The organism is Imbroritus primus (assembly GCF_964332355.1).
Taxonomy (GTDB): domain Bacteria; phylum Pseudomonadota; class Gammaproteobacteria; order Burkholderiales; family Burkholderiaceae; genus Imbroritus; species Imbroritus primus.
In genome coordinates, this window is record NZ_OZ201293.1 from 1,776,795 (window position 1) to 1,803,119 (window position 26,325).

A 26,325-nucleotide genomic window follows, 5' to 3' on the forward strand; every position below is an offset into this window, starting at 1 on the left:
CGGGTCTCCGACCTCGCCAGGCTGGCTACCTCAACCTCAGGAAAAATCATGAAACAAGACATCCATCCCGATTACAACGAAGTGATTTTCGAAGACGTGTCGTGCGGCTTCAAGTTCAAGACGCGCACCACGATGAAGTCCAAGGAAACCACTACCTGGACCGACGGCAAGGAATATCCGCTGATCAAAATCGAAACGTCGTCCGAATCGCACCCGTTCTACACGGGCCAGCAAAAGATCATGGACACGGCTGGTCGCGTCGAGAAGTTCCGCCAGAAATTCGGCTCGAAAATCGGCAAGGCCTCGGCAGCGTAATCCCGCTGCATCCGGCCCCGGGGCTTCGGCTCTGGCGCGTGGGATTGCGGGCTACAGTCCCGCCCCGACGGATCGCCCCAACCGGAAAGGCAGCGCAAGCTGCCTTTTTGCTTTTTCACCGATTGCCTTACACTGCGCTGCATGCCACCTGCCCAGACGTCCCGCGTTCACTTGACCGCCGCCGCCACCAGCGCCTTGCCGCGCTGGCTGCTGCTCGCCCTGTGCATCATCTACGGACTGTCCGGACTGTTCCTGCGCGACCCCTGGAAAAACGAGGATGCCGCCGGCTTCGGCGTGATGTGGACGCTGGCCCAAGGCGGGGTGCAGGACTGGCTCCTGCCCAATATCGTCGGCCGTCCGCACATCGAGGATGGTCCGCTGGTGTTCTGGATCGGCGCCCTGATGATCAAGCTGTTCGGCTGGCTGCTGGGTGCCGCCGATGCGGCGCGCCTGTCCACCGCACTCTTCTTCTTCGTCACCTGCGCCAGCATCTGGTATGGCGCCTACCTGCTCGGCCGCCGCGCCGAGGTACAGCCCTTTGAATTCGCCTTCGGCGGACAACCCAAGGCGCGCGACTACGGCCGCACGCTGGCCGATGGCGCGCTGCTGATCTTCCTCGCCTGCGTTGGACTCGCGCAGCGCGGGCACGAGACCACGGCGCAGGTCGGGCAGATGTACTGCATCGCGCTGATGCTCTATGGCCTGATCCGCAGTCTCGACAAACCCAACCAGGGTGCGCTCTGGCTCGGCCTGGGCCTCGGCGCCTTCGGGCTCGCCAGCGGGCCGGTCATGCCACTGGCGCTCACGGCAAGCCTGCTGCTCGCCACGTGGGTATGCCCGCAACGCTCATGGCGGCGCGTACTGTCCATCAGCCTGCCGCTGGCGCTCGCTATCGTCCTGGCATGGTTCGCCGCCGCCTATTTTGGCGCGGACGAACGCAGCGATGCTGTTGCCTTCATCCGCGAATGGTCGCGCTTCGATCGGCGCATGTATGGTGTGCCGGTGCCCGAAGTCCTGGGCTTCATCGCACGCAACCTGCTGCTCTATACATGGCCAGTCTGGCCGCTGGCGATCTGGGCCTGGCACAGCTGGGACGGCATGCGTCGCGCACCGCATATCGTGCTGCCATTGGCGCTACTGCTGCCACAGCTCGTGCTTCTGGCAATGCAGCAGACCGGCGGGGACATGCAGTACATCCTGCTGCTGCCGCCGCTGGCCATGCTCGCCACCTTTGGCCTGCCTACACTGAAGCGCAGCATTATCAATGCGATCGACTGGTTCGCGGTGTTCTCCTTCACGATCCTGTGCGGCTTCGTCTGGCTGATCTGGATCGCCAAGCTGACCGGGTATCCGCCCAAGATCGCCCGCAATGTGTATCGTCTGCTGCCTGGCTATGTGCCGGAGTTCAGCGTCATCGCCCTGATCGCCGCGCTGCTGGTGACGGCCGCCTGGATCCTGATCGTGCGCTGGCGCGTATCTCGCGCGCCAAAGATGATCTGGCGCAGCGTGGTGATTTCCGCTGCCGGCGCGACGCTGATGTGGGTGCTGATGATGACGCTGTGGCTGCCCACCATCAACTACGGCAAGACGTACCGCGATGTCGCCGAGGCGGCCGCCATGGCCCTGCCCTCGACCTACCAGTGCGTACAGCCGATCCGCATGGGTGACGCGCAACTGGCCAGCTTTGCCTACTTCGGCCATATCCGCTTTGGGGGGCCGGAGGACAACTGCGATGTGCTGCTGCGCCATGACCCCCAGAACTACGGCGAACCCACCAGCGTCTCGCGCTTCCAGTGGCGGCTGATCTGGGAAGGGCGCCGGCCGTCGGATCGCGATGAACGTTTCCGCATGTACCATCTCCAGCCGCTGGCAGAAAAGCCATCCCGCGCACCTTCGTTCTCGGATATCCGGCGGCGCCGGCACTGAGCATCGGCCGTTGCCCTGATATGCTGATCCAGGACATCCGACGCATTCTCGCGCTGGCCGGCCCGCTGCTTGCGGGCCAGCTGGCGGTGATCGGCTTTGGCGTCATCGACACCATGATGTCTGGCCGCGCATCAGCCGAAGACCTCGCGGCGATCGGTCTCGGCAGCTCGATCTATATCACCGTCTATATCAGCCTCACGGGAGTGCTTCAGGCACTGGCCCCCATCGCCGCGCAACTCTATGGCGCAGGCCAGTTGCGGCAGATCGGCGAGGAGGTTCGGCAAAGCGCCTGGCTGGCGCTCGCGCTTGCGGTTCCCGGCGTACTCCTGCTGCTCTTTCCCGGCCCCATCCTGTCACTCGCCGACACGCCGCCGGCCCTCACCGGCAAGGTGGAACGGTTTCTCCACCTGACCGCCTTCGGGTTGCCGGCGGCGCTTGGATTCCGCGTGTATCAGGCGATCAACAACGCCCTTTCGCGCCCCATCATGGTCACATTGCTGCAGGTCGGCGGTCTGGCGCTGAAGGTGCCGCTCAATGCGTGGTTCATCTATGGCGGCTTGGGCATCGCGCCAATGGGCGGACCAGGCTGCGCCCTCGCCTCCACCGTAATCGCCTGGGGATGGTGCCTCACCGGCATCGCGATTCTCTACCGTGGCAATGCCTACCAGGCCCTGGAGATTTTCAACCGCTGGTCTGCCCCGCGCCGCGCATCACTGCTTGCGCTCTTGCGCCTGGGCGTGCCGATGGGCATGACCTACCTGATCGAAATCACGTCGTTCACACTCATGGCGCTCTTCATTGCACGCCTCGGTACCTTGTCCCTCGCCGGCCACCAGATTGCCGCCAATATCGGTGCGGTCGTCTACATGGTGCCACTGTCACTGGCCATCGCCACCTCGGTACTGGTTGCCCAGGCGGTCGGTGCACGACGCTTCGAAGAGGCAAGGCGCACTGCATGGAGCAGCATCATCTTTGCCGTTGCGCTTGCGGCGGTGCTGGGCATTGCCCTGTGGCTCGGCCGCACGGCAATACTGCAAATGTATTCCAACGATGCGGCCGTCATCACTGCCGCACTTCCGTTGGTTGCATTCATCGCGCTGTACCAGCTGGCAGATGCCGTGCAGATCATGGCGGCGTTCATCCTCCGTGCGTACAAGATTGCGCTTGTCCCGACCGTCATCTACGCACTCTCACTCTGGGGGATTGGCCTGGGAGGCGGCTACGTACTCGGCTTTGGGCTGATCGACGGCACGCCATCCTTTCTCCATGGCGCAACTGGCTTCTGGGCGGCGAACGGCACGAGCCTGGCCGTCGCCGGCCTGTTGCTAGTTGGATACTTCCGCCGTGTCAGCAGTCAGGCGTGCGCAGAAGCCCTGGCGTCCTCCGGGACATCGGTAGATCCGAAGCGCGCCACCGAGGCGTAATCAATGCCCGAAGAAAGCGGCAGGCCAGGATGCCGTGTCGCCATACGTCACGTCATGCAACATCGAAAAATACGCCGCTGAAGACAGCCTGATCCGGCGCCTGTGCCGCGACCACTCAGACTCAGACTCAGACTCAGACTCAGACTCAGACTCAGACTCAGACTCAGACTCAGACTCAGACTCAGACTCAGACTCAGACTCAGACTCAGACTCAGACGACTTCGACTTCGACTTCGACTTCAGGAAGGCAATAACAGGCGACAGCAAGAGACCGCAAGAAAACAGCGGCAGCACGAAATAAACAAGAGGGAAAAACAGAAAAGAAAAAACCCGCTGATTTGCATCAGCGGGTTTCTTTTTGGCGGAGTGGACGGGGCTCGAACCCGCGACCCCCGGCGTGACAGGCCGGTATTCTAACCAACTGAACTACCACTCCGTGTTGGTCTGCCATCTGGAGCAGTAAAGCTCTGGACCGCAAAAAACTGGGCGACTTGCACGCCCGATGTATTGGCGTCCCCTAGGGGATTCGAACCCCTGTACTCACCGTGAAAGGGTGATGTCCTAGGCCTCTAGACGAAGGGGACAGAACCTGCTGCAACACTTTTCAGTGACTGCCGACATTTCTGTCTGTGCTGCGAAGTCCGCTATTATAGCGTGCTTTTCAGCATTTTGGAAGTTTCAGATTCGATGTTTTGATTCGAAAACTTCCGGTATTTGGTGGAGCTAAGCGGGATCGAACCGCTGACCTCTTGCATGCCATGCAAGCGCTCTCCCAGCTGAGCTATAGCCCCAAAATCCGACTACTGCAACGGGTTGCTGCCAACTGCATCGTACTGCCTTGCTTCTTGCTGCGTTCCCCGTTGCTTGGGAAAACAAGATTATATGTAGGTCACCCGATCATGTAAAGAGGGGGCATCAAATATTTCGTTATTTTTTGACGCTCCCTCTTCCTGCTACGGTCCCTGCTACTGCGCCAGGCGACGCAACACGATATCGCGGCCGAGCAATTCAAGCACCGCATCGATCGCAGGTGTCTGCAATTGTCCAGTCACCAGCAAGCGTACCGGCATCGCAAGACGCGGCATCTTCCAGCCGCGTTCGGCGAGCACGGCCTTGAATGCCGCGCTGATCGACGCCTTGTCCCAACTGCTCACCCCTTCGAGGACCACACGGAGTGCGTCGATTGCAGGCCGCGTTTCATCGTTCAGGTGCTCCTGTGCCAGCGCGGGATCGATGACCGGTTCGCCACGATAGAACAGCATCGCGGTCTCGGCGATCTCTTCCAATGTATTGGCGCGATCCTTCACGAGTGCGATCACGCCTGCGAGCGGCGCACCTGCCACGCGGCCACCACGCTGCTCGATGCGCGGCTGCACCAGCGTCGCCAGGTGCGCGTTGTCGGCCTGCTTGATGTAATGGTTGTTCAGCCAGAGCAGTTTCTCGGGGTTGTACTGCGCAGGCGATTTGCCCAGATGCTCGAGGTCGAACCACGCGACGAACTGCTCGCGCGAAAAAATCTCCGCATCGCCATGCGCCCAGCCGAGCCGGGCGAGATAGTTCACCACGGCTTCCGGCAGGAAACCGGCATCGCGGTAGCCGATGACACTCATCGCGCCATTGCGCTTGCTCATCTTCTCGCCCTGCTCGTTGAGCACGGTCGGAAGGTGCGCGTAGACCGGCGGCGTGCCGCCCAGCGCGCGAATGATGTTGATCTGCCTCGGGGTATTGTTGACGTGGTCATCACCGCGGATCACGTGCGTGATCTCCATGTCGAGATCGTCGACCACCACGCAGAAGTTGTAGGTGGGCGTGCCGTCGGGGCGCGCAATGACGAGATCGTCCAGCTCGTCGTTGGAAATCTCGATGCGGCCTTTCACTGCATCGTCCCACACCACGCTCCCGCCGAGCGGATTGCGAAAACGCACCACAGGCTGCACGCCAGCCGGCGGTTCCGGCAGCGTCTTGCCGGGTTCCGGACGCCAGAAGCCGTTGTAGCGCGGCTTCTGCTTGGCGGCCATCTGCTGTTCGCGCAAGCGGTCGAGTTCCTCGGTGCTCATGTAGCAGTGGTAGGCCAGTCCCTGCTCCAGCATCTGCGCGATCACGGCGCGATAGCGCTCCATACGCTGCATCTGGTAGAACGGCCCCTCGTCGAAGTCGAGGCCTAGCCAATCCATGCCCTCAAGAATTACATCGACGGCTTCCTGCGTGGAGCGCTCGACATCCGTGTCCTCGATGCGCAGGATGAAATCGCCACCCATGCGGCGCGCATAGGCCCACGGATACAGTGCCGAGCGGATGTTGCCGAGATGGATGAAGCCGGTAGGGCTGGGGGCGAAACGGGTACGGACGCGTCGTGTCATGTCGGAGAAAGCCAGAGAGGAGGCCAGCAAGCGAACAGCCACGCCTGCTGGACAACCATGAAAATCGGAGCGCAATTATACCAAGCGGGCTCGCAGACCCCATGCCGGGCTGCCAAGAAAAAAGCCGCCTGACGGCGGCTCAAAGGGCATGGCATGCGCATGGGACACATGCGCGCCAGGATATTTACTTGTAACCCACGCGATCGAGAATCTTCTGCGCGGTAACCTGGTTGCGGCCGATGGCGCCGATCGAAACATTTTCAGCCTTGAACTTGCCCAGCGAATCGAGCGCCGGATTGTCCACCTTCGCCGAAGCGACGGCCGGCCACTCGTTATTGCCCGAGGCAAAGTAGTTCTGCGCCTGGTCGCTTGCCAGATACTCGAGGAACTGGATGGCTTCTGCCTTGTGCGGGGCATTGCGCGCCACGCCGGCACCGGCCACGTTTACGTGCGTGCCATCGCCTGCCTGGTCAGGCCAGATGAAGCCAACCTTGCCGATGACGTCCTTGTCTTCCGGCTTCTCGGAGCGCATCAGGCGCACGAAGTAATAACTGTTGGTCAGCGCCACACCGCACTCGCCGCTGGCCACGGCCTTGATCTGATCGGTATCGCCGCCCTTCGGCGCACGGGCCATGTTGGCTACCATGCCCTTGGCCCATGCCTCGGTCGCGGTTTCGCCCTTGCGCTCGATCATCGAGCCGATCAGGGACAGCATGTAGGGATGCGAGCCGGAACGCGTGCAGACCTTGCCCTTGTTCTTCGGGTCGGCCAGCTTGGCATAGGTATCGACATCGCCGGGCTTCACATCGGCCTTGTTGTAGACGATCGCGCGTGCGCGCGTGGAGAAGCCGAACCACTGCGGATCCTTGCCCGCCTCGCGGCCCTGCAGGTTCGCCGGAATACGCTTCTCGAGCGTGGCTGACTTCACGGGCTGGAACAGCCCTTCATTCTCGGCGCGCCACAGGCGTGCGGCATCCACCATCAGGATCACGTCGGCCGGGCTCTTCGCGCCTTCGTTGCGCAGCCGCTCGAGCAATGCATTGTCATCGGCTTCGATGCGGTTGATTTTGATACCGGTCTGCTTGGTGAAGCCGCCATACAGCGCTTCATCGGTCTGGTAATGCCGCGCCGAATAGATATTCAGAACTTTTTCCTGGGCGGCAGCGCCCAAGGATACGGAGGCGAGAGCGAGCATCAAGAGGCTTTTTTTCAGCATGTGTGATTCCCGTTGCAATGGCTGCTTGAAGAATGGATGAAGAACGCCGACAAAAGAATGGTTATCATTCGCACGGCATCTTACCTTAGTCTGCATGAAAATGGGATTCGTTCTCGATAACTCCCCTCTTCATTTCGGGGGATATCATATGCGCTCCGCGACTGCCACCATTCACGCCCCATTCCCAGGGCATCAGCCTTACCCTGCACACCTATGCATAGACGAATGTTTCTCGGTGCCGCAAGCGCCATATTCGGCGGCCTGACCGGCTGCTCGATGTTCCACTCTGGCGGTGACGCCACCCCGCCCACCCAGCCCACTACGGCGCCCGTCGCCAGCCCGCGCAAACCGGCACGCATCGGCCTGGCCCTCGGCGGCGGCGCGGCGCGCGGCTTTGCCCATATTGGCGTGATCAAGGCGCTGGAAGCACAAGGCATCCGTCCGGCGCTCGTGACGGGCACCAGCGCGGGCAGCGTGGTGGCAGCGCTCTACGCATCCGGCATGGACGGTTTCGAGATGAATGCGCTGGCGCTGAAAATGGACGAAGCAGTCATCGCCGACTGGGCGTTGCCGTTTGGCAGCCGCTTCGGCGGCTGGCTTAAAGGCGAGGCATTGCAGCGCTACGTCAATCAGCTCGTGCATCACCGCACGATCGACAATATGAAGCTGCCGCTCGGCATCGTCGCCACTGAGCTGAAAAGCGGTACGCCCATCGTCTTCCGGCGCGGTAACACCGGGCAGGCGGTACGCGCCTCATGCAGCGTACCGGGCGTGTTCCAGCCCGTCAGCATTGCCGGCAAGCAGTATGTGGATGGCGGGCTGGTAGCGCCCGTGCCCACAGAAGCCGCACGGCAAATGGGCGCGGATTTCGTAATCGCCGTGAATATCTCGGCCGACCCCGCTGGCCAGAGTGCCGACGGCCAGGTCGGCGTCCTGCTGCAGACCACGGCCATCATGGGGCAGACCATCAACAAGCTGGCCCTGGCCAGCGCCGATATCGTCATCCGCCCCGACTTGCCGGCCATGAGCAGCAGCGACTTTGGCGCACGCAACCAGGCTATCCTGGCCGGAGAAAGGGCCGTGGCCGCGATCCTGCCGGAACTGAAGGCACAACTGGGATTGATTCCGCCTGCGGGCTGAGGTGGCGGATTGCGCCTGGCAGGCTTGCCGGAATCAGCTTGCGGAAATCAGGAAGGAAGCATGCACGCCGGCCACGCCGGCATGCCGAAAAGGATCAACGCGCGCCGAGGCGCGAAGTGACGTTTCCAGCATCTAGCCGCTGCAGCGTCTCGACCATCGAATCGAGGCCGCGCGACATGTCGGGGCGCTGGGCCTCGTCGACACGGCGAGCGCCGTTGTAGCGCGCCACCCAGTAGGACTGGCGCATGTCGTCCACACGGATCTTGCCGCCGCTGGACGGTGCATGGACAAACTTGTTGTCGCCGATATAGATGCCCACGTGCGAGAACGTGCGGCGCATCGTATTGAAGAACACCAGATCGCCCGGACGCAGCTCGGTCGTATCGATGGTAGTGCCCACCCGGCTCATTTCCTCGGCGCGACGCGGCAACAGGAAGCCGAACGTGTCATTGAACACGTAGCGGACGAAACCGCTGCAATCGAGGCCGGTCTCGGGGCTGTTGCCGCCGAAGCGGTAGCGCACGCCAATCAGGCCCAGCGCATTCATGACGAGATCGCCCGCCCGGTTGGCGACGTTGGACGCCACGGCGGTGGTGGAGCTCATCATGGAAGACAGAAGACCGCGGCGCTCCTCTTGCGCAGGCGCGTCATTGCGAGCTGAAACAGCAGATTCGGGAGCGCGGAAAACGGTGTCGGCTTGCGCCTGGGGAGAAACGAGGAGAGTGCAGCAGAGGACGGCCAGCCCGGAAGCGGTGCCCGCAAGGGCGCTTGAAACGGTTCGTCGTCGTTGCATGGGTTCTCCTGAGTGCCGGAATCGATCCGGAAGTCATGTATCGCTCAGTCACCGGCACGGCCCATCGCCCCGGCAAAAAATTGCATCGGGCGATAGTAAAGGGCTATCGCCATGTTTGTCAAAACAAAAATGGCTGTTTTGCGATGATTTTTCAGTTGTTTGCCGAGAGTTGCCGGAAAATCCCCTCATCCTGGGGGATTCGCCTCATCGGCAACCCTCGTGACCAGTTCCTGTACCGCTTCGCCAAAGTGCGCAGCCTCCAGCAGGCGGCGCGTGTAGGCATGCGTGGGCGCGCGCATCACCTGCTCGACCTCGCCCTGCTCCACTACCTCTCCTTCCCGCATCACCATGACCCGGTGCGACATGGCGCGGATCACGGCCAGATCGTGGCTGATCAGCAGATAGCTCAGGTTGTACTTGCGCTGCAGGCTGCCCAGCAACGCCAGCACCTGCTGCTGGATCGACACGTCCAGCGCCGACGTTGGCTCATCCAGCACGAGCACCTGCGGGCGCAGGATCAGCACGCGGGCAATCGCGATGCGCTGGCGCTGTCCGCCGGAGAACTCATGCGGATAGCGCTCGAGCGCCGTCCGGTCGATGCCGACCTCGCGCAATGTGGCGATCACCTGCTTGCGGCGCTCCTCCGGCGACAAGGCCGGATGATGCAGTGCCAGGCCCTCGCCCACGATCTGCTCGATGGTCATGCGGGGTGACAACGATCCATACGGATCCTGGAACACCACCTGCATGCGCCGGCGCAGGTCGCGCCGCGCCGTGCGCGGCATGGCGGGCACGGATTGCCCGAGAAAACGGATGTCGCCGCCGGCGATCGGCTGCAGCGCGAGCAGCGCCTGGGCCAGCGTGGTCTTGCCCGAGCCGGATTCACCCACGATGCCGAGCGTCTCGCCTTCGCGGAGCGTCAGCGCCACGTCGCGCACGGCCACGAACTGGTCGGGGCGCAGCCATCCGGCAAATCCGGAGCGCGGCTTGGGATAGGCGACCTGCAGGTCGCGCGCTTCCAGCAGCACCGGCGCAATTGGCAGTAGCGGGAGCACATCACGCTGCGGCCGGCTATCGATCAGCTTGCGCGTGTAGGGATGCTGCGGGTCGTTGAAGATCGCAGCAGTCTCGCCGCTTTCGACCAGCACGCCCTTCTCCATCACGCCGACTCGTTGGGCAAACGCCCGGACGAGATTGAGGTCGTGTGTGATCAGCATCACCGCCATGCCGAACTCTTCTTGCAGGTCACGCAGCAGCGCCATGATCTGCAGGCGGATCGTCACATCGAGCGCCGTGGTCGGTTCATCCGCGAGCAGCAACCGCGGACGGCATGCCAGGGCCATGGCGATCATGGCGCGCTGGCGCTGCCCGCCGGATAACTGATGCGGAAAACTGTGGAAGCGCCGCCCGGCCTCCGTGATACCGGTGCGCTCCAGCAAGGCGATGGCGCGCTCGGTCGCAGTGCGCGCGTCGAGGGCCTCATGCAGCTGGAGCGTCTCGACAATCTGGTTGCCCACGGAATACAGCGGATTGAGGGCCGTCATCGGCTCCTGGAACACCATGGCGATATCTGCGCCGCGCAGCCGCCGCACTGCGCGCTCGTCGAGCGCCAGCAGATCCTGGCCGTCATACAGCACGCGTCCGCCGTAATGAGCATCCTGCAGCAGGCGGTTGATCGATAGCGCTGTCACCGTCTTGCCGGATCCGGACTCGCCCACCAGGGCAAAACGCTCACCGGCGCGGATCTCCAGGCTCACATCGCGCACCGCGTGGGTGGCCTGTGGCCCGTCACCAAAGCGGACGGACAGATGATCGAGCCTGAGCAGCGGGCCATTGGACTGGTTGCGCGTGCTCATCCGCGCACCTCCGTGCGGCGCGGCTTGCCCGCCGGCAGCATGCCCATGCGGGTATCGAAGGCATCGCGCAAGGCGTCGCCGATAAAGGTCAGTAACAGCAGCGTCGTGACCAGCACGCCAAAGGTCGATGCCGAGATCCACCAGGCATCGAGATTGGCCTTGCCTTGCGCCAGCAATTCGCCCAGGCTCGGCGTCGGCGGCGGCACCCCCAGACCCAGAAAATCGAGGCTGGTCAGCGCGAGGATGGCGGCGCTCATGCGGAACGGCAGGAAGGTGATGACGGGCGTCAGGCTGTTCGGCAGGATATGGCGGATCATCAACTGCCAGTTGGAAAGGCCCAGCGCCCGCCCGGCCTTGACGTAATCCAGCGTGCGGTTCCGATAGAACTCGGCGCGCACATAGTCCGACAGCCCCATCCAGCCGAACAGCGAGAGCAGTACGATCAGCAGCCACAGGCTGGGCTCGAAGATTGACGCAAAGATGATCAGCAGGTACAGCTCCGGCATGGCACTCCAGATTTCGATAGCACGCTGCGCGTACAAGTCGAGCCGCCCGCCAAAGAAACCCATGAGCGCGCCGGTAATGGTGCCGATGAAAATGCCGATCGCGGTCAGTGTCAGCCCGAAGAGCACCGACAGGCGAAACCCGTAGAACAGCCGCGCCAGTACGTCGCGACCACGGTCATCGGTACCGAGCCAGTTCTCCGCCGAGGGTGGCGCGGGATTGGGCGCACTGGCGAAATAGTTGATGGTGTCGTACGAGAACCGATTGGGCGGATACAGCGCAAAATTACGCCCTGCGCTCAGGCGCTCGCGGATATAGGGGTCAAGATAATCCGTCGGCGTCGGGAAATCGCCGCCAAATGTGGTTTCCGGATAGGTATGGATCAATGGGAAATACCACTGCCCCTCATAGCGTGCCACCAGCGGACGGTCATTGGACAGCGCCTCGGCGAACAGGCTGACGACGAACAGCACGATGAAGATGACCAGGCTCCAGTAACCCAGGCGGTTACGGCGGAAACGCTGCCAGATACGCTGGCGCGGCGAGAGCGAGGCGGTCATGCGCACGCTGCGATTGGAGGATAGTCCGGCGTGCATCAGCGTCCCATCGCGTCAAACTGGATGCGCGGATCGACCAGCACATAACAGACATCGGAAATCAACCGGGTCACGAGCCCGATCAGCGTAAACAGATACAGCGTCCCGAGTACCACAGGGTAATCGCGCCGCAGCACCGCCTCATATGACAGCAGTCCGAGCCCATCAAGCGAAAACAGTGTCTCGATCAATAGCGATCCGGTGAAGAAGGCACCAATGAATGCCGCAGGAAAGCCAGTCACCAGCGGAATCAGTGCATTGCGGAACACATGCTTCCACAGCACCCGCTTCTCCGAGAGCCCCTTGGCGCGCGCCGTCAGCACATACTGCTTGCGGATCTCTTCCAGGAATGCGTTCTTGGTCAGCATCGTCACGATGGCAAAGCTGCCGATGACCGATGCCGTGACAGGAAGCACCAGGTGCCAGAGATAGTCGAGCACCTTGCCGGCCAGCGACAGTTGCTCCCAGTTGTCCGACGTTAGGCCGCGCAGCGGAAACCACTGGACGAAGGTGCCGCCACCGAAGAGCACCAGCAGCAGCACCCCCAACACAAAGCCAGGAATGGCATACCCCACCAGCACGACCAGGCTCGTGGCAATGTCGAAGCGGCTGCCGGCGCGTACCGCCTTGGCAATGCCTAGTGGCACCGATATCAGGTAGCTAAGAAAAAAGGTCCACAGCCCGAGGCTGATCGACACCGGCAACTTGCTCTTGACCAGCTCCCAGACACTGCGGTGCTGGAAGTAACTCTGGCCCAGGTCGAACTGGGCAAAACGTTTCAGCATCAGCCAGTAGCGTTCCAGCGGCGGTTTATCAAAGCCGTATAACGCCTGAATCTCCTTGATGCGCTCCGGCTCCACGCCAATCCGCCCACGATAGTCGGCACCCACGCCGCCACCGGACGCCTCGCCGCCGGCGCCTCGCCCTTTCATCTCGAGGATCATCTGCTCGACCGGGCCGCCCGGTACGAACTGGATGACGACGAAGGTCAGCGTGATGACGCCGAGCAAGGTCGGAATCATCAGCAGGATGCGTTTGAGCAGATAAGCCAGCATTGCGATGAACAGTTCCAGCGTTGACAAACAGGTAGCGCGACGGGGCAGCGATCACTTGCAGCCACAAGCCACCGCCCACCTACTTCTTCTGCGCGCCATCCCACCACAAGGCGACGATCCACGGCTCGGCAGCATAATACTTGGGTAGCGTTGCCGGGATGCCAAGACTCCTGCGATAGGCGACACGGTGCACCGCGCTGTACCAGTGCGGTACCGCATAGTAGTTGTGCATCAACACGCGATCAAGCGCCCGGGCTGCGGTGACCAGCTCCTCGCGCGTATCGGCGCGCAACACGTGGTTGACCAGGGCATCCACGGCGGGCGACTTCACGCCAATGATGTTGCTTGAGCCCTGCACGTCGGCAGCGGCACTGCCAAAGCGGTCGAGCAGCTCATTGCCCGGGCTCTGCGAATCGGGGAAGCGCATGCTGGCCATATCGTAGTCGAAGCTGTCCATGCGTTTCTGGTACAACACGTAGTCCGTGGTACGCAGGGTCACCCTGATACCCAGCTTGTCCAGGTTGCGCACATATGCCGTGATCACCCGGCTCATAGCGCCGCCATCCTCGAGAAACTCGATATGGAATGGTGTGCCGGCCGCATTGCGCAATGCGCCGTCGCGATAGGTCCAGCCGGCTTCAGCCAGCAGGCGGCGGGCCTCGCGCAGGTTCTCCCGCAGCGAGCCAGGTGGATCCGTCGACGGGGGGATCGCGGCGGGGCCGAATACCTCCGCCGGGACACGGGTGCGCAAGGGCTCGAGCAGTTTCAACTCGCCCGCATCCGGCCGCGTTCCCGGACTCGACACCGCCGCCAGATCGCTATTCGTAAACCAGCTGTCGATCCGCTGATAAGCGCCATAGAACAACTGCCGGTTCAGCCACTGGAAATCCATGGCCAGCCCCAGCGCCTGGCGCACCCGGCGATCCTGGAACTGCGGGCGACGCACGTTCATCAGGAAGCCCTGCATACCGGCGCTGTTGCGATGGGCAAACTCCTGCTTCGTCAACTCGCCATTACGAAAGCGTTTGCCGGTATAGCTCTTCACCCACAGTTTGGCGCGATTCTCGACAATGGCATCGAACTCGCCAGCTTTGAAAGCCTCAAGCCGCACGGTTTCGTCGGCATACATGCGATAGGTGACGCGCTCGAAGTTATACAACCCGCGCCGCACGTTCAAATGATTGCCCCAATAGGCAGGATTGCGCCGGTATGTGATGTTGCGGCCAGCCGTGTATCGTTCGATCAGGTAAGGACCGCTGGCGACGGGTGCTTCGAAGGTCAACTGATCGAATGGCTTGCCGCCTCCCCATTTTGGCGAAAACACCGGCAGCGCGCCAAGGATCAGCGGCATCTCGCGGTTGCGCTGGCGCAGGTCATAGCGGATCGTGCGCGGCCCCGTCACGGTCACACGCGCCACATCTTCGGTCAGGCTGCGATACGCCGGGATGGAAAACTTGCTGCGTACCATGTCGTAGGAATACTTCACATCCGCAGCCAGCACCGGATCGCCGTTTGAAAAACGCGCCTCCGGTCGCAGCCGGAAAGTGATCGACAAGCCATCGGGTGCCACGGTGACGTCCTCTGCCAGCAAACCATAGGCACTCGCCGTCTCATCCGCGCTCGTCGTCAGTAACGTCTCGAACATCAGGCTTTCCAGCCCCGGTGCGGACACGCCCTTGATGGTTATCGGATTGAATTTGTCGAAGCTGGTACGCCGATCGGGATTGGCCAGCGTCAGCGTCCCGCCGCGTGGTGCCTGGGGGTTGACGTAATCGAAATGCGCGAAGCCCGGCGCATACTTGAGATCACCATACAGGGCGAAGCCATGCGCCGCCCAGACGGGCGCAGCCATGCCAACCGCACAGCAAACAGTGGTGGCGCGCACCAGACCTGGAAGCGTTCCGACCCATGATGCCACCCGGCGTGGCGCTGAAAATCGCATGCGCGGGAATGTCCTCAACGATGCAGCACTCCGTACGAAAGTCCGGGCCGGAACGCCGAATCCGACCCCGTTTATGAGACAATTTTAGTTTGGCCCACTGCCCGGCCACCTCCCGACTGGCGCGCAGGCCCTGCGGAGCCGCCATGCGGCCCGGGGAGACCACGGCATCTGCAGAGGCCGGGAGTGCGGTGGCGTGCACAGTAGCTTACACGTTTTACGACGTGGGCAGCACCGCTCCGCCGAAACGAACAAGGAAAGAACTGGAGTGACTATGGGTTTTCTCGCTGGAAAAAAGATTCTGATCACCGGGCTGCTGTCCAATCGCTCGATTGCCTATGGCATTGCTTCCGCCTGCAAACGTGAAGGCGCCGACCTGGCCTTCACCTACGTAGGTGAGCGCTTCAAAGACCGCATCAACGAATTCGCCAAGGAATTCGGCACGGACCTGGTCTTTGAATGTGATGTCGGCAGCGACGAAGCGATCGATGCGCTGTTCGCCGACCTGGGCAAATCCTGGTCGCAGCTCGACGGCATCGTCCACTCCATCGGCTTCGCCCCGCGCGAAGCGATTGCTGGCAATCTGCTTGACGGCCTGTCGCGCGAATCGTTCCGCATTGCCCACGACATCTCCGCCTACAGCTTCCCGGCCATGGCGAAGGCGGCCATGCCACTGCTCTCCCCCAAAGCCTCGCTGCTGACGCTGACCTACCTCGGCGCCGAGCGCTTCGTCCCCAACTACAACACCATGGGCCTTGCCAAGGCCTCGCTCGAAGCGAGCGTCCGCTACCTGGCCGGCGCCATCGGCCCCAAGGGCATCCGCGTCAACGGCATTTCGGCCGGTCCGATCAAGACGCTTGCCGCCTCCGGCATCAAGGGCTTCGGCAAGATCCTGGCGCATACCGAACACAACGCTCCGTTGCAACGCAATGTGACCATCGAGGAAGTCGGCAATGCGGCCGCCTTCCTGCTCTCAGACCTGTCGAGCGGCATCACCGGGGAAATCACGCATGTCGATGCGGGCTTCAACATCATCTCCGGCGGCTTGACGGAAGACGATATGGGCTGAGCCCCCGCGCGGCTGCCTGTAGTGCGATCCTTCCTCAATCGCCTGGCGGCATGACAAGAAAGCCCGGGATGCCCGGGCTTTTTTTATTTCAGTGCAAGGGACTGGGGCATGCAGGACCGTCGCACGAGTCCATGGCGCGGGCAGGCACGATTCCACCACGTCGACGATCGACGCCCGTCAGAGGCGTCTCCCGGGCAGCATGCGCACCAGGGTATTGTCGCGGGTGACATAGTGATGGACCAGCGCCGCCGCTGCATGAAGGCCGATCAGGAAATAACCGGCAGTGGCAAGCGCTTCGTGGAAGTCCTTGAGCTGGTGGGAGAGCGACTCATCCGCGCCAATCAGCGCTGGAACCGCCACGCCGAACAGGTTGATCGGCTTGCCCGCTGCGCTCAGCGTCAGCCAGCCCAGGAGCGGCGTAACGATCATGAAAGCATACAGGGCATAATGCATGAGTCGAGCAAACCTGTCCTGCCACCCCGGCATCGGTGGACGCACGGGCGGTGTATCACCGCCAATCCAGCGTCCGCCCAACCGGACCGCTACGAGCCCGAGTACGCACAGGCCGAGCAGAAAATGCAGGATCTTGAGATCCGCCCGCAACGCGCTCCCCTTGGGCGCGAGGTCGCGCAGCTCCATGGCCGCGTACACAGCGACAAGCAGCACCAGCATTAACCAATGCAGGCCAATGATCAAAGTACTGTAGCGGTCTTGCGAGTTCTTCAATGTCATGGTTGCCCCACCAGGCCTGATTCTGGCACAGGCCCGACATGACACCCGTCAGGTCAGACCTGCAGCGGCCACTCGGACTCCCGTGATCGAATCATGGAGCAAGCTCGGCCGAATGGAAGTAGTGTAGCGAGCGCAAAGGCTTCCGCATACCCCTCCGGGTCAATACTCCAACCGACTTGCATGGGGTTCCGCGGTGATGCGTGGCATGGCTATTGGCAAGGGCAACCCAGGCGGGCCGGGTCGGCACGCCAACCACCTCTCGTGCGCAGGCCCAGGGGCATTGCCCTGGGCTTGCACCCTTGCCAATCGGGTTCATGCTTACGGCAGCTTGACCGTATACAGCCCCGGGAGACCTGCTGCGACAGTAGCCGTCACCTTGCCATCGACAATATTGAACGAAGGGCTCGATGCCAGGCTCGCAGCCACTGCATTGCCGCTGCCATCCAGTGTGTAGAAGTAGACAGTGGGATTGCTGGGAAGGATACCTGCGGTCGGCACAGTGATCTGGACCTGGCGATCCGTGGCGCTCTCAAAGAAATCCGTTGCCCTCACATCGTAGGCTACGTCACCCACGGCGCCAGCCGGCAAGCTCGTGAGTTTGCCAAAGCATACCTTGTTCTCCGGTTCAACCGCAGACGGAACCGGTAACGAAGACGTCTTCAACGTCAGCTTGCCAAAATCGTTCCCAGCCTCATCCCCAGCAGTCAATGAGAGCGACGCATTGGGAATCGTGCCAGTGATTTTCTTATAGCTGTCAGGGCAGCTCAATGAGGCAACTGGAGCAGGCGGTGGCGCGGTCGTACTCGAAGCGGCAGGCTCACCATCGCCCCCACCTCCGCAAGCTGCCAAGAACAAAGATGCCATCGTGCAACTCACCAATACAATTTTTTTCATGCTCAGATTCTCCTGATCAATTACGAATGGATAAATGCCGGCGACTGCATGCATGCGTACCGGCATATCGCCGCAGGCATGGGCACACCTCACTGCACGACAAACAGACAGGGCAAAAAACAGAGAACAACTTGAGAACAACTGGATACAGCTCGGGGACATCTGGACAACTTGTAGGAGAGGCAACTCAGGCGCATGTATGGCAACGCCTTACGCTGTCCATGACATGCTAATGCCCGATGACCTCAATCATGAAGACAAATAAGGTCAACAACACCAAACAACTGAAAATGAAAAACATCAGTACGTTGCGACACTCGACTGACATATCACGTGCTGTTCCGGCGATTTCTGATACAACGTAAAATGAAAGGCGTATTGCGGTCGCCGGGCATACAAACCCCACGTCACGGTGCGGCGCCAAACACAACAACAAGGACGAGACAAAATATGCATATCGCCATCCTCGGAGGTTCGGGGCTTATCGGGAGCGAGACTGCCCGGCAGCTGGTTGCCGCCGGCCACACTGTCACCCTGCTCTCCCGACGTCCGGCAGCTGATCTCCCGGACCTGCCCTGGAAGGCATGCGAAATTGCCGATGCTGCGGCGGTACGCGATACGCTGGCATCTATCCGCCCGGCGGCGGTCATCCATCTGGCAGCATTGCTGCAGTTCTCATGCGACCAGCAGCCCGCCGAGGCGATCCGCATCAATGTGGACGGTACGGTAAATGTGCTCGAAGCTTGCCGCGCTGCAGGAATCAGGCGCGTGGTGTTCGGCAGCAGCATGGCAGTGTATGGCCGCCGTACGGACCGGATGTCGGAAACTGATCCGATCCCCGACGATGTCGGCCTGTATGGCCAGACCAAGCGGCTATGCGAGATTCTCGGTGCGCGCTACCGTGCGTTGTATGGCATGGAGTTCGTCGCGCTGCGCTATGCAGGCGTCATCGGTCCGCAGGAACTGCATAGCGCCGGCATGGCCATGGTGCGGCAACAGATCCGCAGCACGGCATCGGGCAAGGATGTGACCATCGACGATGCCAGCGGGCGCGAGACAGTCCATCTGACCCATGTATCGGACGCCGCCGCCGCCACCGTCGCAGCGGCGTTGCATCCGGGCCCGGCACATACGGTCTACAACGTGGCCGGCCCCATCGACAACTATATGACACTGGTCGACTATCACGCAGCCGTGCGCGCCCTGGTGCCGCATGCCGGCGCCGTGCACTGGGCCGGATCGGCGCGCGGTGCGGGGCCGCTCGACCTGACCCGGTTGCAAACGGATCTGGGCGTCAGTCCGGCAGTGACAGTGCCGGAAGCATTGCGTCGCGATCTACGGACGCTGGGCTGGCTGTAGCCATACGGCATTGCCGCCGACATTGATGTTCAGAAAACAGGATGTCTGGTGCGCTGCGCACCGGACACCCCACGCCTTACTTGGCTGATATCAATCCGCTCGTCTCTAGGTAACCGGATACCGGCTTGTTCAGCGAGCGTGCTTCGACCTTGACGATCCCATGCTGGGGCGCCAGCCAGGCGGTTGCCCGATACTGCCGCAGTTTGCCGTTCGTCGCGACGTCGACCTTGCATGCTTGCCGGTACGCTACACCACGAACGGTGATGTCTTCGCGCCCCAGGTAAGTCACCGTGACATCCGTGCCCTTTTCGGGCGCCGACAGCGGAGCGCCGCCCACACCTCGCTCCTGATAAACCGCATACGTCCGTGACGCATTCAGCGGCAACCCGGTGACATCGGGGGTCACGAACTTGCCAGTGGCCTCATCCTGAAAGGTGTACCGATAGCGCTTGTCATCCGCCGTCGTGCCCGGATCCATATGCGAGATCGCGGCCAGCGGGATCATCGGCGCTTCGGGCTTGAACAGCGCGGTCTGCTTCACGTCGTTGGCGGTATAGAAGAACCCGCTGACGGCATCGATCTCGATACCCTGATAGTCCGCCCCTTCGAACGACATCGGGCCCACGCCCTTGAAATCGGCGCTATAGAAGCTTGCCGGCACGCCGTTCATGTACATGCTGAACTGCAGCTTCTGCCCTGCTGCCGGCAACACCAGGCACTCCGCGCCCAGCGTCGAGGCATCGTACTGCGTAGCCGGCTGGCTGGCTGCAGCCCCGTTCGTGGCTGCGGGATCATGGCTCGACCCGCCACATGCCGTCAGGATGGAGGCGAGCGCCATCACACTACCTGCCAATTTGATTTTCATGTAGCTGTTCCCCGTTGCTGATTGATCGACCCGTTACGCGGATTCGCGCAACGGATCGTACGAGGAACACACCGCAATGACTGCTAAGCAATGCAAAGATCCACGATGCTTAACAAATGCATGAAAGCATCGTGTTGAAACGTGACATCGTTGGCGCGTCTCAGCGGCCCGGCAGGCATCGACATGGCAAGCAGGATCTGGTACTCGCGTCATCACCCAACAGGGAGACATCGCGAATACCACTTACATCACGACAATCCCATGCACAGATATTTCAGCTCGAGATACTCTTCGATGCCATACTTCGAGCCTTCACGCCCCAGGCCCGATTGCTTCACGCCACCGAACGGCGCGACCTCATTCGAGATGGCGCCGGCGTTGATGCCGACCATGCCAAACTCGAGACCTTCGGCGATCCGCCATACGCGTGACAGGTCACGGGTATAGACGTAAGAGGCCAATCCGTACTCCGCATGATTGGCTAGCGCCAAGGCTTCTTCCTCCGTTTCGAAACGGACGATGCCGATCACCGGCCCGAAAGTTTCCTCGCGGAACATCAGCATCTCGTCGGTCACGCCGGTCATCACGGTCGGTGCAAAGAAGCGCCCTTCACCGGCCTTGCCGCCAGTCACCACCTTGGCGCCACGCTGGCAGGCATCTTCGACGTGCTGACGCACCTTGTTCAAACCCTGATCATCGATCAGCGGCCCCATGGTGACGCCTTCTTCAAAGGCGTTGCCCAGGCAAATGGCCTCGGAGCGTGCAGCCAGCGCAGCCACGAAGCGGTCATGGATGCCGGCCTGCACATAGAAGCGGTTGGGCGCGATGCAGACCTGACCCGCGTTGCGGTACTTGGACATGCAGGCGCCAGTCACGGCGGCATCGAGATCGGCATCGTCGAACACGATGAACGGTGCATGGCCACCCAGTTCGAGCGCCAGCTTCTTCACCGTGGATGACGACTGACGCATGAGAATCCGGCCGACTTCCGTCGAGCCGGTAAACGAGACATGCGCCACGCGCGGATCCGTGGTGAGCACCTCGCCCACCTTGATCGAATTGGCGCTGTCGGCGGTGAGGATATTGAGCACGCCTGCCGGAATGCCGGCGCGCATGGCCAGCTCACCGAGCGCAAGTGCCGTGAGCGGCGTCTGCTCAGCCGGCTTGACGACGATGGTGCAGCCTGCGGCAAGCGCCGGTGCGACCTTGCGGGTGATCATGGCCAGCGGAAAATTCCACGGTGTAATGGATACGCACACGCCGATCGGCTGCTTGATCACCACCAGGCGCTTGTCGGCCGCGGGGCTCTGCAGCACGTCGCCGTTGACACGCTTGGCTTCTTCCGCAAACCATTCGACGAACGAGAGGCCGTAGTCCACTTCGCCACGCGCTTCAGCCAGCGGCTTGCCTTCCTCCCCGGCGATGATCGCGGCAAGGTCGCCAGCATGCTGGCACAGCAGGTAATACCAGGCGCGCATGCGCCGTGCGCGCTCCTTGCCGGTCAGCGCACGCCACGCCGGTAGGGCGCGATGTGCCGCATCGATGGCGGCCCGGGCATCGGCGGCGTCGGCATTGGGCACGCTGGCAATGGTGGCGCCCGTCGCGGGGTCGTCCACGGCAAAGACCGACTCAGTGAGGGCACTGCGCCACTGGCCATCGCACAGGTAACGGTTCTTGAGCAAGCTCGGATCCTGCAGGTGTTTGGAGAGTGTCATGATAGAAAGGCCGCCATGCGGCTGTGGGATCAAAAAAAGAAGATTTCCAGGACGATCCATCACGGACCATCCCGGGCGTTGTCATCGCGTACGGGAAGCAACCATGCAGGGCTTGCGCAGCCCGGCGCCACTCCAGCATCAAGGCGACCGGTGGCTGAACCTTCCGACTGGCATCTCTCCGCCCTGTCAGGTGAAGGCTACGCCATGGCCTGCCCGCCATTGATATCCAGCGAAATTCCGGTGATGAAAGCCGCATCGTCAGAGGCGAGGAATGCAACCGCGCCGGCGATATCATCCACACCGGCGTGCCGGCGCAGCGGAATCTCCGACACGATGCGCTCGCGCTCTTCCGGCGTGCGGCGCTCGGCCCACAGTCCGGAGGTACGCGGCGTGAGAACCACGCCCGGGCAGATGCAATTGACGGTGATGCCCGACGGTCCGTACTCCATCGCCAGCTGACGCGTCAGTGCGGCCATTGCGCCTTTGGCTGCTGCGTAGTTCGGACCGGCGATGAAGCTGCCGAAACGTCCGGCCTTGGAACCGTAGTTGACGATGCGCCCCGCTCCGCCCCGCTGCATCAGCGGCAGCGCTGCACGGCAGGCCCACACCGCCCCCATCAGGTTGAGGTTCATCACGCGTGCCCAGTCATCATCGCTTTCATCCATGAAGCGATACGGCGTGTGCAGCGAGCCGCCGGCGTTGTTCACGAGCAGGTCAAGCCGGCCGCTGGCGTCGAAGGCGGCCTGCACGGCGTCACGGACTTCCGACTCGCGCGTGGAATCCGCCTGGATCGCATGCAGTGCAAGTCCCAGGGACGCAGCCTCTGCAACCGCATCTTCGAGCACGTTGCCATCGCGGTCTGAAATCCACACCTGCATGCCCTCTTGCGCGAGGCGGATGGCCGTAGCCCGGCCAATGCCACCGCCTGCGCCGGTCAGGAACGCTGTCTTGCCTCTCAAGCCGCGCATATTCACTCCACCGTGATATTGGCGAATTTGATGACCTTGGCCCAGCGTTGCATCTCGGCGTCCATCAACTGGCGGAAATCGGCAATCGACCCGCCCTTCGCCTGGCCGCCGACATTGTCGAGACGCTGCTTGAAGGTATCGGTCGCGAGGATCTTGTTCACCTCGGTATTGATCTTCTGCAGGATGGCTGGCGGCGTGCCGGCGGGTGCCAGCAGCGAGAACCAGCCTTGCGACTCGAAGCCCGGCACGCCTGCCTCGATCATGGTCGGCAGATCGGGGGCCGATGGGCTGCGCTGCGCAGTCGTCACGGCCAGTGCCTTGATGCGGCCGGATTTGATATGCGGCAAGGCTGCCGGGAGGTTGTCGAACATCAGGTCGATCTGGCCACCCATCAGGTCAGCCAGGGCCGGTGCGCTGCCGCGATACGGAATATGCGTGATGAACGTGCCGGTCATCGACTTGAACATCTCCGACGACAGGTGCGGCGTGCCACCGATGCTGGACGAGCCGTAGTTCAGCTTGCCGGGCTTCTGCTTGGCAAGGTTGATCACGTCCTTTACCGACTTGGCTTGCAGCTTGGGGCTGATGATCAGGACGTTGGGCACCGTGGCCACGACCACGATGGGATCCAGGCGTTTCTGCGGATCGAAATTGCTGTTCTTGAACAGCAACGGATTAATGGTCAGCGTCTGTGGCGCGCCGACGACCAGCGTGTAGCCATCGGGAGCTGAACGCGCGGCCGCCTCCATGCCGATATTGCCGCTTGCGCCGCTGCGGTTCTCGACCACGAACGGCTGGCCCAGCGCACGCGACAGGCGATCAGCGATCTCGCGCCCCACGATGTCGGTCGCACCACCCGGCGGGAATGGCACGATCACGCGCACCGGCTTGTCCGGATAGGATGCAGCGGGATCGGATGCCGCGCCGGCCAGGCCGGGCAGCGTAGACATGCACACCAGCAGCGCCAATGATTTGAACAGTTTCATGACAGTCTCCTTGGTTTTATGTTTTGGTGGATCCAGGATGCCTGCCACCCCGCGCGGAGCGAGACAGCCGGCATGGTGCTCAAGAGCCGGGCTAGTCCATGAGCGTGCCGCCATTCACATCCAGCACATGGCCGGTAATGAAGGACGCGGCCGGGCTGGCCAGGAAGTACGCTGCATCGGCAATCTCCTCGATCCGCCCGAGGCGGCCGAGCGGCACGCGTGCGGCGATCTCGGGCCAGCGGTCGCGCGGAATCATCTCGCCCTCGATCGGCCCGGGCGCCACGGCATTCACCCGCACGTCCGGCGCCAGCTCGGTGGCTAGCGATTTCATCAGCGAGATCACGCCCGCCTTGGAGGCGCAGTAGTGCGCCTTGGTCCCGCTGCGCGAGGCATTGAGTGCGGCGAAGCCCGTCTTACCAGCACGCGACGTCAGCAGTGTGATGCTGCCCCGCGCACGTGTCAGCGGCGCGATCGCAGCCTGCGCCACGATGAAGCTGCCGGTCAGGTTCACGTCGAGAATGCGCTTCCACTCGTCCAGCGGCGTCTCGGCAATGGACTTGACCGGCGCCGTGATCGCCGCAGAATGCACCAGCGCCTGCAACGTTCCGAGACGGCTGGCCTGTTCGACCAGCTGCGTCACCTGGGTCGGATCACAGACATCGGTGCGGATGAACTCGCACCCTTCAGGCAATGCGTCCTGCGGCTCGGCCAGATCCGCCACCACCACGCGGTAATCCGCCGCAAAGCGCTGCACGATGGCACGACCAATGTTGCGTGCGCCGCCCGTGACAATGGCAACAGGTTTCATGGCTGGTCCTCAGTAGTCGGAAACATCGACATGGCTCGAAGCCGGATCGACCGTGACATCGATGACCGTCGGCACACCCGAGGCGCGCGCTTCGGCCAGCGCCGCGGCAAGCTGTTCGCGTGTCGTGACGTTGACACCGCGGCAACCCATGCCACGTGCGATCTGCGCGAAATCGGTCGTCGAGAAATCGACCGCGATGCGACGCTCCTTGAGGTTGTCGCGCACCATGCCCAGGCCGCTGTTATTGGCCACGACCACGGTGATCGGCAGGTTCTCCTGCACACAGGTCGCCATCACGTTCATGGTCATGGCAAAGCCGCCGTCGCCGGTCAGGCACACCACGTTCTTCTCCGGATGTACAAGCTTGGTCGCTGCCGCGGCCGGCGCACCCCAGCCCATGCCGCCAATGCCGCCGGGCACGATCAACTGGCCGGGCGTGCGGATCTTCAGTGTGGTGGTGGCCCAGATACGGTTGGTACCGGCATCCAGCGTGAGCAGGTCGTCCGGCGTGAGGAATGTGTCCAGCGTCTTGATGATGTCGGCATTGTTCAGCATGCCAGGCGCGGCAGCCGGCACATCGAGCGATACCGGATGGGAAGCGTTCACGTCCGCGATCCACGCCAGGCGCGCATCGCGCTGGGCGGCGCCGAGGTCGTGTTCGAGCAGCGCCTCGAGTGCATCGCTACCATCCGCGCACAGTGCCAGTTCGACCGGATACACCCAGCCCGCATTGCGCGGATCGACGTCGATCTGGGCAATGCGCTGCACACCTGGCTTGATGAAGTCGGCGCTGCGGAACTTGATATAGTCGGCGCCGAGGCTCGCGCCGACCACCACGAGCACGTCGGCGGAGGTCACTGCGGCATTGGCTGATTTCATGCCCCAGGTGCCGAGCATGCCCACCGACACGGCGGATGTTTCATCAACGATGCCCTTGCCGTTGTAGCTGGTCGCCACAGCAAGGCCGAAGCGCTCCGCCAGCGCCGCCACGGCCTTGCGGCCGCGCGCATTCTGCATGCCATTGCCGACCACCAGTACCGGCCGCTTGGCGCCACGCACCATCTCCGCCAGCGCGGCCAGCCCCTTGCCGTCTGGCTTGGGCATCACGACCTCTTGGTAACCCTGCGCCGGATACAGCTGCACGCGCTCCTGCTGGGGCATCTCGCGGCGGATGATGGGCGACTTGAGCACCACGGCAGTCGGGCCCTGGCGTGGCAGGTTGGCCTGCTTGTAGGCCTGCTGGATGGCGTACACCGCCTCGTGCGGTTCGGTCGCGTAGTAGGTGGCCTTGGTCATGGTCTTCATGACATTGCGTACGTCGGCCGCGCCGTAGTCGCCGGTCATGGTCTGGTACACGCCGTACATGCCAAAGCCGTCGTAGCAGGACGTATCGGTCAGCACCAGCATCGGCGAACCCGAGAAATACGCTTCCAGGATACCAAACGCCCCCGTGGTGCTGGCAAACGGCCCCTGCCCCATGTACACGCCCGGCTTGCCGGTCAGCCGGCCCACTACCTGCGCCATGATCGATGCCACCTGTTCGCCGCGCGTGAGCACCACGCGCACATCCTTACGCTTGGCGTAGAACTCATCGAGCATCCACGTCACGCCGAGTCCCGGCAAGGTAAACGCATATTCGACATCGAGCTCGGTCAGGGTACGGACCATGGCGTGCTTGGTGGTTTCGCCGGCCGGTACAGCAGTCACTGCATTCATGTGCTTCTCCTCCATTGTTTTTTTAGAATACAAACGTTTGCATTTGCATGTCAACCAGTATCTTCATGGAAAATACTGGTCAACGTGTT

General features: G+C 62.3%; 21 protein-coding genes and 3 tRNA genes. 6 read left to right on the top strand and 18 right to left on the bottom strand.

From position 1 onward, the window contains the following. Positions 1–48 precede the first annotated feature (48 nt). The 3 genes from ACQ3C8_RS08120 (at position 49) to ACQ3C8_RS08130 (ending at position 3,665) form a co-directional block, all read left to right on the top strand. A complete protein-coding gene (locus tag ACQ3C8_RS08120) occupies positions 49–315 on the top strand; it encodes a type B 50S ribosomal protein L31 (protein WP_009524118.1) in 267 nt (88 codons plus the stop codon). A gap of 141 nt (positions 316–456) precedes the next feature. Next, entirely contained in the window at positions 457–2,241 is a 1,785-nt protein-coding gene (locus ACQ3C8_RS08125; RefSeq protein WP_428851222.1) for an ArnT family glycosyltransferase, read from the top strand. Positions 2,242–2,261: 20 nt separating this feature from the next. Then, positions 2,262–3,665, top strand: a complete 1,404-nt coding sequence (locus tag ACQ3C8_RS08130; RefSeq protein ID WP_428851223.1) for an MATE family efflux transporter — start codon at positions 2,262–2,264, stop codon at positions 3,663–3,665. A 359-nt stretch (positions 3,666–4,024) separates the two neighbouring features. Here the strand turns inward: ACQ3C8_RS08130 and ACQ3C8_RS08135 are convergent. The 5 genes from ACQ3C8_RS08135 to ACQ3C8_RS08155 form a co-directional block, all read right to left on the bottom strand. Continuing rightward, positions 4,025–4,101, bottom strand: a tRNA-Asp gene (locus tag ACQ3C8_RS08135). Between the two features lie 72 nt (positions 4,102–4,173). Continuing rightward, positions 4,174–4,249 (bottom strand) — tRNA-Glu (locus ACQ3C8_RS08140). Positions 4,250–4,380: 131 nt separating this feature from the next. Then, positions 4,381–4,456: transfer RNA gene (locus ACQ3C8_RS08145), tRNA-Ala, on the bottom strand. Positions 4,457–4,630: 174 nt separating this feature from the next. Beyond that, on the bottom strand, positions 4,631–6,025 hold the full coding sequence (gltX, locus tag ACQ3C8_RS08150; protein WP_428851224.1) for a glutamate--tRNA ligase: 1,395 nt from the start codon (positions 6,023–6,025) through the stop codon (positions 4,631–4,633). Between the two features lie 184 nt (positions 6,026–6,209). Continuing rightward, positions 6,210–7,241, bottom strand: a complete 1,032-nt coding sequence (locus tag ACQ3C8_RS08155) for a Fe(3+) ABC transporter substrate-binding protein (protein ID WP_009524114.1) — start codon at positions 7,239–7,241, stop codon at positions 6,210–6,212. 213 nt (positions 7,242–7,454) lie between these two features. Between ACQ3C8_RS08155 and ACQ3C8_RS08160 the strand changes: the two genes are divergently transcribed. Further along, positions 7,455–8,381: a patatin-like phospholipase family protein gene (locus tag ACQ3C8_RS08160; RefSeq protein ID WP_428851225.1), complete on the top strand. Its 927-nt coding sequence runs from the start codon at positions 7,455–7,457 to the stop codon at positions 8,379–8,381. Between the two features lie 94 nt (positions 8,382–8,475). On the opposite strand, the gene ACQ3C8_RS08165 is transcribed toward ACQ3C8_RS08160, so the two are convergent. The 5 genes from ACQ3C8_RS08165 to ACQ3C8_RS08185 all read right to left on the bottom strand — a co-directional run bounded on the left by ACQ3C8_RS08165 (position 8,476) and on the right by ACQ3C8_RS08185 (position 15,037). Then, on the bottom strand, positions 8,476–9,174 hold the full coding sequence (locus ACQ3C8_RS08165; RefSeq protein WP_428851226.1) for a C40 family peptidase: 699 nt from the start codon (positions 9,172–9,174) through the stop codon (positions 8,476–8,478). Between the two features lie 185 nt (positions 9,175–9,359). Then, positions 9,360–11,030, bottom strand: coding sequence for an ABC transporter ATP-binding protein (locus ACQ3C8_RS08170; RefSeq protein ID WP_428851227.1), 1,671 nt, complete (start codon positions 11,028–11,030; stop codon positions 9,360–9,362). Next, on the bottom strand, positions 11,027–12,094 hold the full coding sequence (locus ACQ3C8_RS08175; RefSeq protein WP_428851228.1) for an ABC transporter permease: 1,068 nt from the start codon (positions 12,092–12,094) through the stop codon (positions 11,027–11,029). Before ACQ3C8_RS08175 ends, ACQ3C8_RS08170 begins: the two co-directional genes overlap by 4 nt. A gap of 35 nt (positions 12,095–12,129) precedes the next feature. Beyond that, positions 12,130–13,185 (bottom strand): microcin C ABC transporter permease YejB, encoded by a 1,056-nt coding sequence (locus tag ACQ3C8_RS08180; RefSeq protein WP_428853051.1) that lies wholly within the window; start codon positions 13,183–13,185, stop codon positions 12,130–12,132. Between the two features lie 79 nt (positions 13,186–13,264). Next, entirely contained in the window at positions 13,265–15,037 is a 1,773-nt protein-coding gene (locus ACQ3C8_RS08185; RefSeq protein WP_428851229.1) for an extracellular solute-binding protein, read from the bottom strand. A 361-nt stretch (positions 15,038–15,398) separates the two neighbouring features. Between ACQ3C8_RS08185 and fabI the strand changes: the two genes are divergently transcribed. Beyond that, on the top strand, positions 15,399–16,193 hold the full coding sequence (gene fabI, locus ACQ3C8_RS08190; protein ID WP_428851230.1) for an enoyl-ACP reductase FabI: 795 nt from the start codon (positions 15,399–15,401) through the stop codon (positions 16,191–16,193). A gap of 177 nt (positions 16,194–16,370) precedes the next feature. Here the strand turns inward: fabI and ACQ3C8_RS08195 are convergent, their stop codons facing one another. Both ACQ3C8_RS08195 and ACQ3C8_RS08200 read right to left on the bottom strand, forming a co-directional pair. Then, the gene (locus ACQ3C8_RS08195; protein WP_428851231.1) at positions 16,371–16,925 is read right to left on the bottom strand and encodes a cytochrome b; all 555 of its coding nucleotides are present in this window, start codon (positions 16,923–16,925) and stop codon (positions 16,371–16,373) included. Between the two features lie 318 nt (positions 16,926–17,243). Further along, positions 17,244–17,819 carry a hypothetical protein gene (locus ACQ3C8_RS08200; protein WP_428851232.1) on the bottom strand — a complete coding sequence of 192 codons (576 nt, stop codon included), beginning with the start codon at positions 17,817–17,819 and terminating at the stop codon, positions 17,244–17,246. Between the two features lie 450 nt (positions 17,820–18,269). Between ACQ3C8_RS08200 and ACQ3C8_RS08205 the strand changes: the two genes are divergently transcribed. Beyond that, positions 18,270–19,178, top strand: a complete 909-nt coding sequence (locus ACQ3C8_RS08205) for an NAD-dependent epimerase/dehydratase family protein (RefSeq protein WP_428851233.1) — start codon at positions 18,270–18,272, stop codon at positions 19,176–19,178. A gap of 76 nt (positions 19,179–19,254) precedes the next feature. Here the strand turns inward: ACQ3C8_RS08205 and ACQ3C8_RS08210 are convergent, their stop codons facing one another. From ACQ3C8_RS08210 to ACQ3C8_RS08235, 6 genes are all read right to left on the bottom strand, one after another. Further along, positions 19,255–20,043 (bottom strand): hypothetical protein, encoded by a 789-nt coding sequence (locus tag ACQ3C8_RS08210; protein WP_428851234.1) that lies wholly within the window; start codon positions 20,041–20,043, stop codon positions 19,255–19,257. A 248-nt stretch (positions 20,044–20,291) separates the two neighbouring features. After that, on the bottom strand, positions 20,292–21,758 hold the full coding sequence (locus ACQ3C8_RS08215) for an NAD-dependent succinate-semialdehyde dehydrogenase (protein ID WP_428851235.1): 1,467 nt from the start codon (positions 21,756–21,758) through the stop codon (positions 20,292–20,294). 197 nt (positions 21,759–21,955) lie between these two features. Beyond that, the gene (locus ACQ3C8_RS08220; protein ID WP_009524101.1) at positions 21,956–22,726 is read right to left on the bottom strand and encodes an SDR family NAD(P)-dependent oxidoreductase; all 771 of its coding nucleotides are present in this window, start codon (positions 22,724–22,726) and stop codon (positions 21,956–21,958) included. A gap of 2 nt (positions 22,727–22,728) precedes the next feature. Then, positions 22,729–23,712 (bottom strand): Bug family tripartite tricarboxylate transporter substrate binding protein, encoded by a 984-nt coding sequence (locus ACQ3C8_RS08225; RefSeq protein WP_009524100.1) that lies wholly within the window; start codon positions 23,710–23,712, stop codon positions 22,729–22,731. Between the two features lie 91 nt (positions 23,713–23,803). After that, positions 23,804–24,520 (bottom strand): SDR family NAD(P)-dependent oxidoreductase, encoded by a 717-nt coding sequence (locus ACQ3C8_RS08230; protein WP_428851236.1) that lies wholly within the window; start codon positions 24,518–24,520, stop codon positions 23,804–23,806. 9 nt (positions 24,521–24,529) lie between these two features. Next, positions 24,530–26,236, bottom strand: a complete 1,707-nt coding sequence (locus tag ACQ3C8_RS08235) for a thiamine pyrophosphate-binding protein (RefSeq protein ID WP_428851237.1) — start codon at positions 26,234–26,236, stop codon at positions 24,530–24,532. Positions 26,237–26,325: the final 89 nt, after the last annotated feature.

Excerpts from the sequence above, each read along its gene's own strand:
- ACQ3C8_RS08120 (WP_009524118.1), top strand. The coding sequence starts at position 49 with ATGAAACAAGACATCCATCCCGATTACAACGAAGTGATTTTCGAAGAC.
- ACQ3C8_RS08125 (WP_428851222.1), top strand. The coding sequence starts at position 457 with ATGCCACCTGCCCAGACGTCCCGCGTTCACTTGACCGCCGCCGCCACC.
- ACQ3C8_RS08130 (WP_428851223.1), top strand. The coding sequence starts at position 2,262 with ATGCTGATCCAGGACATCCGACGCATTCTCGCGCTGGCCGGCCCGCTG.
- gltX (WP_428851224.1), bottom strand. The coding sequence starts at position 6,025 with ATGACACGACGCGTCCGTACCCGTTTCGCCCCCAGCCCTACCGGCTTC.
- ACQ3C8_RS08155 (WP_009524114.1), bottom strand. The coding sequence starts at position 7,241 with ATGCTGAAAAAAAGCCTCTTGATGCTCGCTCTCGCCTCCGTATCCTTG.
- ACQ3C8_RS08160 (WP_428851225.1), top strand. The coding sequence starts at position 7,455 with ATGCATAGACGAATGTTTCTCGGTGCCGCAAGCGCCATATTCGGCGGC.
- ACQ3C8_RS08165 (WP_428851226.1), bottom strand. The coding sequence starts at position 9,174 with ATGCAACGACGACGAACCGTTTCAAGCGCCCTTGCGGGCACCGCTTCC.
- ACQ3C8_RS08170 (WP_428851227.1), bottom strand. The coding sequence starts at position 11,030 with ATGAGCACGCGCAACCAGTCCAATGGCCCGCTGCTCAGGCTCGATCAT.
- ACQ3C8_RS08175 (WP_428851228.1), bottom strand. The coding sequence starts at position 12,094 with ATGACCGCCTCGCTCTCGCCGCGCCAGCGTATCTGGCAGCGTTTCCGC.
- ACQ3C8_RS08180 (WP_428853051.1), bottom strand. The coding sequence starts at position 13,185 with ATGCTGGCTTATCTGCTCAAACGCATCCTGCTGATGATTCCGACCTTG.
- ACQ3C8_RS08185 (WP_428851229.1), bottom strand. The coding sequence starts at position 15,037 with ATGGCTGCGCCCGTCTGGGCGGCGCATGGCTTCGCCCTGTATGGTGAT.
- fabI (WP_428851230.1), top strand. The coding sequence starts at position 15,399 with ATGGGTTTTCTCGCTGGAAAAAAGATTCTGATCACCGGGCTGCTGTCC.
- ACQ3C8_RS08195 (WP_428851231.1), bottom strand. The coding sequence starts at position 16,925 with ATGACATTGAAGAACTCGCAAGACCGCTACAGTACTTTGATCATTGGC.
- ACQ3C8_RS08200 (WP_428851232.1), bottom strand. The coding sequence starts at position 17,819 with ATGAAAAAAATTGTATTGGTGAGTTGCACGATGGCATCTTTGTTCTTG.
- ACQ3C8_RS08205 (WP_428851233.1), top strand. The coding sequence starts at position 18,270 with ATGCATATCGCCATCCTCGGAGGTTCGGGGCTTATCGGGAGCGAGACT.
- ACQ3C8_RS08210 (WP_428851234.1), bottom strand. The coding sequence starts at position 20,043 with ATGAAAATCAAATTGGCAGGTAGTGTGATGGCGCTCGCCTCCATCCTG.
- ACQ3C8_RS08215 (WP_428851235.1), bottom strand. The coding sequence starts at position 21,758 with ATGACACTCTCCAAACACCTGCAGGATCCGAGCTTGCTCAAGAACCGT.
- ACQ3C8_RS08220 (WP_009524101.1), bottom strand. The coding sequence starts at position 22,726 with ATGCGCGGCTTGAGAGGCAAGACAGCGTTCCTGACCGGCGCAGGCGGT.
- ACQ3C8_RS08225 (WP_009524100.1), bottom strand. The coding sequence starts at position 23,712 with ATGAAACTGTTCAAATCATTGGCGCTGCTGGTGTGCATGTCTACGCTG.
- ACQ3C8_RS08230 (WP_428851236.1), bottom strand. The coding sequence starts at position 24,520 with ATGAAACCTGTTGCCATTGTCACGGGCGGCGCACGCAACATTGGTCGT.
- ACQ3C8_RS08235 (WP_428851237.1), bottom strand. The coding sequence starts at position 26,236 with ATGAATGCAGTGACTGCTGTACCGGCCGGCGAAACCACCAAGCACGCC.